This window comes from Embleya sp. NPDC025285 (genome assembly GCF_055558835.1).
This window is the reverse complement of the sequence record NZ_JBVHLU010000190.1, coordinates 1-11,078: the sequence shown is the minus strand read 5'-3', so window position 1 is coordinate 11,078 and position 11,078 is coordinate 1. Positions and strand designations below refer to the sequence as shown.

6 protein-coding genes are annotated in these 11,078 nt (G+C 68.6%); 1 reads left to right on the top strand and 5 read right to left on the bottom strand.

Translation table 11 applies throughout. From position 1 onward, the window contains the following. Positions 1-534 (top strand): transposase (locus ACZ4FV_RS50435; protein ID WP_465328096.1); only part of this gene is annotated, 534 nt, incomplete at its 5' end. On the opposite strand, the gene ACZ4FV_RS50430 is transcribed toward ACZ4FV_RS50435, so the two are convergent. The 5 genes from ACZ4FV_RS50430 to ACZ4FV_RS50410 form a co-directional block, all read right to left on the bottom strand. Continuing rightward, positions 509-1,342, bottom strand: coding sequence for a hypothetical protein (locus ACZ4FV_RS50430; protein ID WP_465328094.1), 834 nt, complete (start codon positions 1,340-1,342; stop codon positions 509-511). The two genes, ACZ4FV_RS50435 and ACZ4FV_RS50430, sit on opposite strands and share 26 nt — an antisense overlap. A 24-nt stretch (positions 1,343-1,366) precedes the next feature. Then, a complete protein-coding gene (locus tag ACZ4FV_RS50425; RefSeq protein ID WP_465328092.1) occupies positions 1,367-2,404 on the bottom strand; it encodes a polyprenyl synthetase family protein in 1,038 nt (345 codons plus the stop codon). Beyond that, positions 2,401-6,966, bottom strand: a complete 4,566-nt coding sequence (locus ACZ4FV_RS50420; RefSeq protein ID WP_465328090.1) for a hypothetical protein — start codon at positions 6,964-6,966, stop codon at positions 2,401-2,403. The genes ACZ4FV_RS50425 and ACZ4FV_RS50420 overlap by 4 nt, the downstream gene beginning before the upstream one ends. A 687-nt stretch (positions 6,967-7,653) precedes the next feature. Next, the gene (locus ACZ4FV_RS50415; protein ID WP_465328088.1) at positions 7,654-8,925 is read right to left on the bottom strand and encodes a hypothetical protein; all 1,272 of its coding nucleotides are present in this window, start codon (positions 8,923-8,925) and stop codon (positions 7,654-7,656) included. 28 nt (positions 8,926-8,953) lie between these two features. Continuing rightward, complete coding sequence (locus ACZ4FV_RS50410) at positions 8,954-10,417, bottom strand: hypothetical protein (RefSeq protein ID WP_465328086.1); 1,464 nt, start codon at positions 10,415-10,417, stop codon at positions 8,954-8,956. Between the last annotated feature and the right edge of the window lie 661 nt (positions 10,418-11,078).

The following is an 11,078-nucleotide window of genomic DNA, read 5'->3' as shown; positions in this document are numbered from 1 at the left end:
GCCGAGATCGTCGAGCTGTGTCGGCGCGGTGATCGTTCGGTCGGTCAGGTCGCGAAGGATTTCGATCTGACCGAGACCGCGGTGCGCGACTGGGTTGTGCGGGCGGAGGTCGACGCCGGGGAGCGCGACGGTCTGACCGGTGGCGAACGCGAGGATTTGGCCGCGTTGCGGCGGGAGAATCAGCGGTTGCGCCAGGACGTGGAAGTCCTCAAGCGGGCCACGGCTTTCTTCGCGTCAAAGGCGACCGTGTCTGCGGTCGGCGTTTCGGACGCTTACGACCGTGGTTGGGGTCCGGCAAACCGCCGGACCCCAACGGTGGTAGCGGGGACAGGAGGACGCGCCATGGGGGCTGCGCCCCGACGGATGCCGCGCGGTGCGGCCGGGTCGGGACCGAACAGCCGGTCGCGGCGGCAGCCCGGGCGGCAGGCGCCTGTCGCATGCGACCGGCCACTGCGTCACGCCCACTGCCCGGTTCCTTTGCAGGTCCGGAGCGGCGCCTTTCGGGCTCTCAAGCGGCGGAGGTGCCGTCGATGATCCGGCGCAGCGTGCCGGTCGCCATCCGACCGATCTCGTCACGCGTCGCCTCGCTGTCCATGATCTCCGCGATCTTGCCGACGACGAACTGGAGTGTGGCGGCGTCCTTGAACGCGGTATCCGCCACGTCATTCCACATCGCGCGCAAGTTCGGATCGGTGATCTCCATCAGCTGGACGTCGACCACGACGTTGTCGGGGGACGCGGCGGCGCTGAATTTCAGGGCGTCGACCGTGACCACAAGCTGGTCGGAGCCCACGGCGCTGACGGTGAGCCGGCAGTCGACAGTGGCGGAGTTGATCACCATGTCGACGTAGCCGAAGCCGTCGCCTTCGTAAGGGTTGCCGTTGTCGCGGCACTGCTGGGTGAGCGTCCAATTGCCCTGAACGGTCAGCCGGCCGTACTTACAGCTCTCGAGAGCGCCGAAAGTCGCGGTCACCGTCGCGGTCGTCCCGTCGACCACGATCGGCTGCGACAGGGTGACGTTCGAGGCGCCCTTGACGACAAAGGGCTTGGGTGCCTTGAACAGCGCGTGCTCCGCGTCCAACAGCCAGATGTCGGGCACGCCGTCCGGTTGCCCCACGCTGTCCGGGTTCGGGTCGTACGCGGTACAGATGGATGTGGCCGCGTCGGCAAGGCGCGTGTTGTTCTCAAGGTGCCAGCTGCCGTCGACCGTGTACGGATCGTAGGCCGGGTCGCGCCGACTCAGGATCAGATCCGGCAGGTAGAGGCCACTCTTCGGGTCGCTCGCCTTGCGCCACAGCAGATTGAGGAAGAACTGCAGCGTTTGGTTGGGCGGTTCGGCCATGGCCGCTTCCTTCCGTGCGGGACGTCAGACGGCACCGCGGTCGACGACCTCACAGGCGATGTCGGCCAGGCAGTCCTTGATCGGCGAAGGTGGGAACACACCGAGGTGGCCGACGGCCTCGACGACCAGCCGCCGGGCCTGGTTGTAGGCGAGGTCGAAGCCGCGGCTCGCGACGACGGCGTCCGCCGCGGCGGCGAGGTCGGTGCTCGTACACGCCTCGCCGCGCATGATCCGGGCGACCGCGTGGTCGGCGCCGAGCTCGTCGAGTGCGTAGATGATGGGTAGCGTGAACCGCCGCCTGCGCAAGTCGGCGTACGGTTCCTTGCCGGCGATCGAGCCGGAGTGCAGGAAATCGGTGAGGTCGTCCATGATCTGGAACGCCCGGCCGAGTGCGCGGCCGTACCTGCCGACGAGGTGGGTCGCCCGCTGCCCCGAGCTGGCGAGGGCCGCGCCGGCCTCGCACGCCAGTCCGAACAGCGCGGCGGTCTTTCGGTCGATTGTGCGGAAATAGCGGTGGCGGAGCAGCCTGGGTGTCAGATCATGCTCCGTCTGCAGCTCGTCGATCTCGCCCCGGCAGATGTCGAAGCCGACGTCGAGGACGAGTCGCACGAGCCGCATGTCCTCCGGCGAGTCGATGCTGCCGGCGAACACCCGGATCGCCTGCACGAACTGGAGGTCGCCGACGAGCACGGCGATCTCGGTTCCCCGCGCCGCGAACACCGACGTCCCGCCACGGCGCAGCGGAGCGACGTCGATGATGTCGTCGTGGATGAGCGTCGCCACATGGAGCATCTCCAATGCCACCGCCGCCTCGACAGCCTTCTGCGGCAGCGGTGTCACCGGGTCGGCTGCCGCCGCAAGCCGTCCGGCCAGCACCAAGAGCAGCGGGCGGAGCTTCTTTCCGCCGCGGTACGTCGCCAGCTCCACCTCGGTCAGGTAGCCGGCCTGCGGGTCCAGGGCCGCCTGGAGAGCGGCCTCGAAACGCACACGGTCGTCGGCGACCAGCTGCCAGGCACGGTCGCCGGCACCGCACGAGGCCTGCGCCCGGACGGCGCCGGTCACCGCTGCCCACCTGCGAGTGCCGTGAGGAACTCGTCGTACGACGCATCGGTCAACCCGGCGAGCTCCGCCCGCACGCAACCGACCGCCTCGACCAGGTCGGCGCTGCCGGACGTCTCAAGCGCGTCGAGCACGTGCCGGACGAGCGGGACGTACCGGCCGGCAGCGGCGAGCGCCAGGACGTCCTCGTCCGGGTGCTCCAGGTGCCGGCGCACGGTCGGGTGGCCGACGGCGAGGGCCCGGATCTCCGGCTCGTTCAGGTAGTAGTGGTACAGGAGGCGCTGTCCCCGATCCGAGGCCGTGAGATCGGTGAGCACCTTACCCGACACCGCCACGTCGGCCGTTCGTGTGCCGCGCCCATGCGACTCCGGAGCGTGGAGCAGGGCGCCGGTACTGCGGACCGCACACTGTGTGGCGTCGCCGAACAGTTCTTTGGCGCTGTCCACCGCCTCGTCGACCCCCGCGCCCGCGACCTGGACGAGCGCGTCGACGATGTCGCGGAAACCGTAAGCGAGTTCCTTGAGCAGCGAGGCGAGTTGCGCCGTCGTTGGCGTGAAGCCGGCCCGGAGTGCCCGGGCGACGGCGATGACGTCCTTGCCGAAGTCGAGCACGCCGTCGCGAATTGCCTTCACGAACTTCCGGACATCGTCCAGAACCTCCTTCCAGACCTCGTCGACGTGGTCGACGAGCCAGCACCGGATCTCGCGCCAGAGGTTCTCGACCGAGTTCGCGATCTGCGCCAGCGTGACCGAGAAGCCGACGTCGACGGGGACATCGTGGTACTTGAAGGTCAGCCGGATATGGAAACCGCCGGTCGGCGGGGAGGCGCCGAGATCGAGGGCAAGCGACGCCGCGATGTTCGCGCTCTGATTCCTGAGGGCGATCGCCGGGATGACGGTGATGCCGCCCTCGGCCTTCCACGGCGGGAGTGACAGGTCGAACTCGAAGTCGACTCCACCCGACGCGGCCAGGCTCTTTTTCGGCCCGCTCAGATGGCAGGACAGCCGGGCGGTGCTTTCCAGGAAGGCGAAGCGGAACTCGAAGTCGAACGTGTCCTTGGTGGCCGTGACCTCGACCGATTCGCGAAGGACGCCGAGCATCGACAGGCTCGCCGACATGTGCAGGTACGGCGACGACCCGGCGACCACGGAGCGGCCGAACGGCTTCGGCAGGAGCTCCTCCGCCAGCAGCGCCTCGCGGGCGGTGGGCGGACGGCTCGGGACCCGCGGGCGGGCTGCCCGGTGTGGTGATGCGGCGAGCAGGTGCGGCGGGGTCCCGCGGGCGATCGCCGCGAGCGCCGTGAAACGCGGCAGCTGCGCGGGGAGTGCGACGAGCGCGGAGGTGTCGATGAGGAACTCGGGCCCTTTGTCTCCCGCCGCGTTCGCGATGACGAGAACGTCCTCGTAGCCGACCGGCTTGCTCACCGAGCCCTTTGCGTAGACGCCTCCGCCGGTGCTGACGGTGACCTCGAACGATGCTTCCCAGTCGTGGATGGTGATGTCGGCGGCGATGTGGATGCCGGGCGGGAAGTGCCGGTCCCCGATCGAGAAGCCGGCCGGATTGTCGACGAGCGTGAAGTCGATGTCCTTGAAGCCGATGTCGGAGAGCACGGGGAGGTTTTCGACGTCAAGGGTGGTGAACTGCTCGATGAGGTCGGAGAGCATCAGTGTGTGCGACGCGCTTTCGAGCTTGCAGACGATCGAGCCGGGCACCTCGAAGTCGTCCAGTTCACCGCCGATGAGGAACCGGAACTCCCGGTCGCCGGTGCCGATGGCGAAGTCCCCGAGGAGGCCGGCGTAGACCCCACCCTCGGCCTTGGCGGTGATCCTGACGCCGAACATGTCGACCGTCAGACCGTGGATGCCGAACGGCGAGGTCCAATCCGACACCGTCAGTTCCAGCCCGAGTGCGGGAGGTTCGAGCGCCACGGTGCCCTTGCCGGTGATCGTCACGTCCTCGTTGCCGACGTGCAGGATGACCCCGGCACTGACGTCGAACTGCTCCGCGGCGGGGAACAGCTCAAGCGTCAGCCCGGTGAACGTCATCGCGCCGCGCGCCTGGAGCTTGCCGAGCACCGCCTTGATCTTGGACCGCTTGGGGTCGGCGATGTCGACGATGCCGAGCAGGTCGAGGCGCACGTCGGTCGCGAAGAGTTTGGCAAGTCGACCGAGGCCCGCGCCCTCGAGCTTCAAGGTCGTGAAGAACGTGAGGCCCGGCCCGACCTGCGCCGGCAGAGACGGCATCGACAGGTTCGGCAACTGGGTGCGGTCGGTCTCGACCGAGGCGACGATGACACCCGTCTGCTCGAATACCAGGCCGGCGAAAAGGTCGTGCAGAGCGGGGAACACATCGCCGGGTGACCAGCCCGCCGGCACGTCGATGCCGAGGATGAAGCCGGTGCCCGCGCTCGTCCGCCGCACGTCGAAGAAGCCGGCGCCGAGCGCTCCATGGCCGTCCATCGTGACGTTCGCCGAAGCTCTGAAGTCGTACATCGTGGTGGGCGGCCTGGCGGCCGACGCGCGCATCGACCGGAGCGTCTTCGTCTTCGCGTGGTCGGCGTCGCCGCCGACGGTGATCTCGACCTCGCCGCGGGCGAGCCGGATCGGCGGCAGCTCCGCAGGCGGCGACGTACAGGTTACCGCGGAGGCGAGGCGGGCCAAGTCGATCTCGGGCAGCGCGGCCGTGAGGTGCAGTCGGCGCGGTAGTGTCCACGTTGCGTCGAGCTCGATGCCGGCGATCCCGGCCTTGGCTTCGATCACGCCGGTTGTGGTCGGCTGCGCGGCCTTGTCGAAGTCCAACCGGAGCCACGCGCCGAGCAGTTCCACGGTGGTGGCTCCGAGGTCGAGCCGCCAGTCACCGGTGATGCCCGCCTCCAGGTGGTAGGTGCCGGCAAGCGGCCGGGCAAGCAGGTCGAGGGAATCGAGGTGGAGGCCCGTCTCGATCGGGGTCGGCAGCAGCTTCTGCAGCACCGCGTCGACCGGGACTTCCGAGCCTTCGGTGAGGCCGGCGCCGAGTTCGACGTCGGGCACGCTCGCCGAGACACACAGTTCGCCGCCCGGCCACCCGACGAGCCCGAAGATGCTCGCCCGGACCTGCATCTGCGATGTGAACGGGTGCAGTACGGCGAAGCCGATGCCGATGCTCTCGACGTTGATGCCGTCGACGATCGTCCAGCGCACCGCCGCATCGGTCGTCAGCACGAGCTCGACGAGGGCGAGCGCGTCCGTGCCGGCCTTGCGCGGGTCGACGACGAAGCGGCCGGCGACGAGTGAGAAGAGCCGGCCTGGGTCGAGCGTGCTCTTCGGCGGCAGACTCCCGGCGAGATCGGCGGACGGGACGAGCGACTCCAGCTGTTCGATCGTGAGATCGGTGAGCTGCGTGACATCGAGCGTGACGGGCACCATCCCGGCTGGGTCGGCGAGGTCGATGAAGATGCTCGTGTCGGCGCCCGCAACGGTCAGATCGGCGGACACACCCATTGACGTGCGCGCTTGCCACTGAACAGCCGCGTCCTGGGCGGCGCCGCCCTGCTCGAAGGTGCCCGGCGGCTGCCACGGGAACGCCTTCGCGTCGAGCACGAACTCGATCGTCAGGCCGGTGAAGAGGCCGACGGTGAGCGCGCCCGTGATGCCGGCGGTGAGCCGGAACTCCGGCGCCGCGCCGCGCATCGTGATGTGGCCGCTGAGGGGGTGGTCGAGCACGTTGTTCATGAGCCAGCCGACAACGGAGTAGCCGGGCGGCAGCCGCACCTCGCCGTCGAAGACGAGTCCCTGTGCCGCGCTGGGGCCGCTGGTCAGCTTCAGCGAGGCCCCGACGTATCCGAGTTGGTCCACCACGGAGTCTGCGAGCAGCGGGAACGCGGTTGCCAGGGTCCACTCGTCATTCGCCGTCGCGGTCAGTTCCAGCTCAACGCCACGGGCGGAGTCGGAGAAGACGGCAATGACATGCATGCCGGCGAAGGGGATGCCGACTCCGGTGCCGGTGGCGGTCACCGTGCCGGCCGTCTCGTCCTTGCGGAGGTCGACCCCGCTCACCTTCAGATGCCCGTCCGCCGGCAGGCAAGCCGAGAAGACGGTCTCCAGGTCACCGGCACCGAACGCGTCCGGCCCCAGGTCGAGGTCGTCACCGGTCTTCGCCCGGAGTAGGGTGCCGAGAATCGAGTCGACGCTCATCACATCACCAAAGTGAGAGAGACGGGCAGGTGGTCGCTGATCGCGTACCGGTAAAGCAGGAACGCGTAGCCCGGGTCGCCCAGCGCGATGTTCATGGCGGGGAAGTACGCCGCGTACGGGAAGGCGTTGTTGCTGGTGTCGAACTGCAACGCGATCTGGCGCAGTGGGCTTTGGGTGACCATCGGGCTCAGCAATGACATGACATTGGGGACCACAACGCCGCCGGCGTACGCGTAGAAGATGTTGTCGTACGCCTGGCCGTCGGGCAGGTAGTTGCTCTGGTCCCTGGGCCAGGCTCGCGGATCGGGTCCCCATACGTTCCGGGCATCGTCGTAGCTGCAGAACATCGTCGTCTGCGCGACAGCCGGCGCGGTGCCCGCACCCTGCCCCCACACCGCGGGAGGCGGCACGGGGGGCACCGGGTTCGTCAGCCAGGGGTAGCCCTGCCCGATCGCCGGCAGCCTGTTGACGTCGAGGTTCCAGTCGCCGCCGAGCAGCCGGCCGGTCACCGGCTCACGCACGCCCATGTTCGTCACCCAGTACAGCTCCGTCATGGCGGCAACCGCGTCCGGACCGATGCCCGCGAAGACGTTGGCCGGCGCGTGGTAGTTCGTGACGACGAAGTTCCTGCCGCCGTCGTTCGTGCGGAAGACCTTGTACGCCGCGCGTCGGCCGCCGCGCGCCGCCCACTTGCTCGGAAAGTCGTTGGCTGGCACGCCTTCGGCCCAGCCGGCGCCGCTGGACACCGGACGGAAGTAGGCCGCCGCGTCGTTGCTGTCACGCCACAAGAACACACACGACTCGCGGTCACCGCCGGGCTTCGCGCCGATGACCGTGTAGGCCCAGGGGACGCCGCCCATCCGTGCGCTCGTCTCGTTCGCGATGGTGAACGCGATCTGCTCGGCAACGCTGGACATGATCTCCTGGAGCACCACGATGTTCGCGCCCGACGAGGCGAGAGTCTGAGCGACGAACCGCGCCACATTGAGGTTGTTCGGGTTCCGGCCGCTGAACTTCTTCGGCCCGTACACCTGGATGTTCCAGGTCACCATGGTGATCGACGCCATATCCCGGCGCTCCTCAGCCGAATCGCAGCGAGCCGGTGAGCGCGATGCTCCCGGCCACGTTGGAGACGGACAGGTCGGTGGGCGTCATCGTCACCGTCACACCTGCAATCGGCTCGACCCAGGTCGGGATCGTCAACGACGCGAAGCGGATGCCCGTGAGGAACGCGGTGACCAGCGGTGTCAGGGCGCCGACGGTTTCCTGCACGATGAACTCGGTCATCCAGCTGAGCACCTGGGCCGGGACGTCGCCGTCCGGAGCGCACACGATCGTGAACGGCTGCAAGGCGGTCTCGACGGCGACAAGCTCCGACCCCTGCGGCACCAGTCGCGTATGCGCCGTCGGATCGGGCAGCGACCGCGCCGAGTAGCTCAGCTCGATGGGAACGTACAGCACGTGCAGGCCGGCGCCCACGGACCCGACGAGCGAGAACGAGATGTCCAGTCCGGTGCCGACGATCCTGACGACCGGCTGCACCAGCCGCATGGCGAAGTGGACGTATGCCTCGAACGCGTCGTCGCCCGACGTCGCCGAGTACTCCATGTCGCCGCTCGACGCGATGGCAGACGACGCTGCGGCCTGGAGCGCGGCCTGGCTCAGCAACGCGAAGAACCCGGTGTCCGGCCACGGCAAGCCGGGGTCGTGGCTCGGGTCGCCGTGCCCTGCGACGGTCGCCAGCACGAACAGCCGCCGGCGGTCGAGGGCGACGGCCGGCCGGCCGAGCGGAACGCCCGGTACCCCGAACGACGGCAGGGTGAAGCCGGCGAAGAGTTGCCCGAGGCTCGTCCGCAGGCCCGGGAGCACGAACTTCTCCACGACCACCTGGTCGAACGCGTCCGGCTGTTCCGCCGCGGTGACGCTGTCGAGGACGAAGGAGACGAGCCCGTTCGCGGTCACCGCCGAGCAGTGCGCGGTGACGTCCACGTGCAGGTCCGCAGGCGCCACATCAGGTGCGGTCAGCATCAGTTTGACGGCAGCCAGGCGGACCGTGAAGTTGCTCGTGCTGTCGGCGGCGAATCGGACCAGGGCCTCTTCCTCGGCGGTCAGCTCGCGGTCCGCGCCGAAGCGGTCCCGCGCCGCCGCGACGAGCGCGTCGGGCCTGGCAGGGGCGGGCCGGAGGTCGAACACCGGCGGACCTTGTACGTCGAACTTCGCGGTGAACGAGATTGCGCCCGTGTCGATCTGCGTCTCACCGGTGAAGACGCCCGGGTAGAGCTTGTGGTGGACGGTCGCGGCGCAGCTGTTGAGCTCCGCCTCCGAGACCCCGATGTAGACATCGAAGGGCACAGATGCCTCCAGTGGCGAGAGCGGCGGCTCAGTACGCGCCGAGAGCCTGGCTGATGGACTGGTTGACGCGCTCTTGCAGGTAGGTCCGGACACTCGGGGCGTTCAGAACGGTCTGGAGCTTCCTGCGCACCAGGTCTTTGACAAAGACGGCGTTCGCCAGCTCATTGACGACCCTGTCGTAGAGCGTGCCCGGGTCGCCGTCGAGCCGGATGTCGATCTCCGGAAGGTCCGCGGCGACGGAGTCGACGGTGATGGTGAGCGTGAGTTTGGTCGGCTCGCCGGCGTAGTCGACCCTCCCCTTGACGGTGACCGACGGCCCGGTGAGCCGGTCGCCGAACGTCCCGTAGCCGATCGGCACCCCGGTGGCAAGTGCCGCCCGTTCGGCGACCTCCCAGGAGAACAGGCTCTGCCGTCCGGACGCCTCCCACTCGTCGATGGCCTCCTGCGCCAGCTCTGTCGCGAGCCGGTACTCCTCCGACGCTTCCCCCGGCGCGCGTACGCCGAGATCTTCGCCGTCGGCCGCGGCCTCGCCGGGACGCCGGTGCAGCAGCGCCTGCGCCGGCCGGTCGTCGGCGGAACGGACGGTGTCCATGACCTCGTCGACAGTGAGGGCACCCTGACGGGGGTGGTTGGTGACGAGCGTCGCGAAGCTTGTCGAAGCGCGGCCGGCATCGGTGTACTTGGTGTCGCCCGTGGCCCTGTACGCCGTGTCGCAGGCCCTGGCGAAAAGGATCTGCATCAGGTAGGCGTGCATTCGGTAGAGGGCGTCGCCGACCTTCTCGTCCGGGTCCGACGGGTTGCTCGCCGCGGCCGTCGTGACGTTGGCGAGGTCGACGGAGTTGACGGTCCGCCCGGCTGCGGAGGTTGTCCGCGTTGCGAAGTTCTTGGAGAAGATGTTCTGGCCGGCGGCGATCTCGTTCATCGCCTCGTTGTTGTCGTAGTACCGCGCAACGAGGTCGAGTCCGGTGTCGGACGTGACGAGCCTGCCCCGGTACTCCTGCGCGAGCGCGATCCGGTCCTGCCCCAGCGTCTGCGCCTCGTCGCCGCCCGCGTCGGTCGCTGCCTCGTCGGCGCGGGCGGCCCCAAGGGCGGGGACGACGTGCAGCAGGCCGCTGACACACGCGATGGCGCAGCCTTCCAGGCCGCCGCCGAACAGTATGTACCGCCCGGAGAAGTCGAGGGCGCCGAACCTCACCACCGCGGTGTAGGTGCGGGTGGCCTCGTCGTAGCGGAACCCGCCATCGGCGGCGGTCCGCAGCCCGTCGAGAGTGTTGTCGACGAGGCTGATCGAGACGGATCCCCACGGGTCGGAGCTGAACAGGTTGTACGGGCCGAGGTCGGGCACCGGGCGCGCCGCCAGGGGTGGCACGACGACGCCGGCTCCACTGGCGCCGTTGGCGATTGCATCCGGCAGGTAGTACGGCGTGCCCGGTTTCCAGAGTTGCTCCCAGGCGAACCGCAGCAGAATCTCCGCGACGCTGTCGCTTGCCACGTCCGGCCTCCAAATCTCGGTTGTCCGAGGAGTTCCGCCGCGTAATGCGCAGTGTCACGCGAACGCGCTTCCTCAGCCGTGTGCCGTCGGCACCGGGCTTTGCGGACAGGGAATTCCCGTCGCCCAACCGTTTGGGACGCTTGCCCATACGGCAGGCTAGCCTTCCCGGCAGGACGTCCGTACAGAAATTCGGAGAAGTTCGCTTGGTTGGCCTATCGGCTCATCGGCCGTCTTGCGCAGTGACCGCAACTCCGCCGCAGGGCACGGGCACAAAAAAGGTCTCGGGCCGGTCCGCCCTCAGTCCGGTGTACGCGAGCCCGGCTGAGGGGCACGGAAGTTGAGAGGACGGTTCGTGAATTGATGTCCGTTTCAGGGTGAGGCTGGAGCGGGGCTGGTGGTTGCGGGGTCTGTCGGCTGCTGCTTCGTGGCGAGGCTGTCGGTGTCGACTTCGGTGAGGAGGCCGAGCTTGACCAGGCGTTTCAGCTTGGCGCGGGTGCCTTCGATGTTCTTCGGGAGGGGTTCGTGGTCGAGTGCTTCGCAGACGTCTCGGGCTCGCAGTGGGCTGTCTGAGGGGCCCCGCGTTTTCCGGACACGTTGGCTTCTGTCGTTTACGCCGCCAGTCCGAGTTGCTTGTGCTCGTTCAGGACTTCCAGTGGCGTGC

Coding starts and splice junctions, on each gene's coding strand:
- ACZ4FV_RS50430 (WP_465328094.1), bottom strand. CDS start 1,342: ATGGCCGAACCGCCCAACCAAACGCTGCAGTTCTTCCTCAATCTGCTG.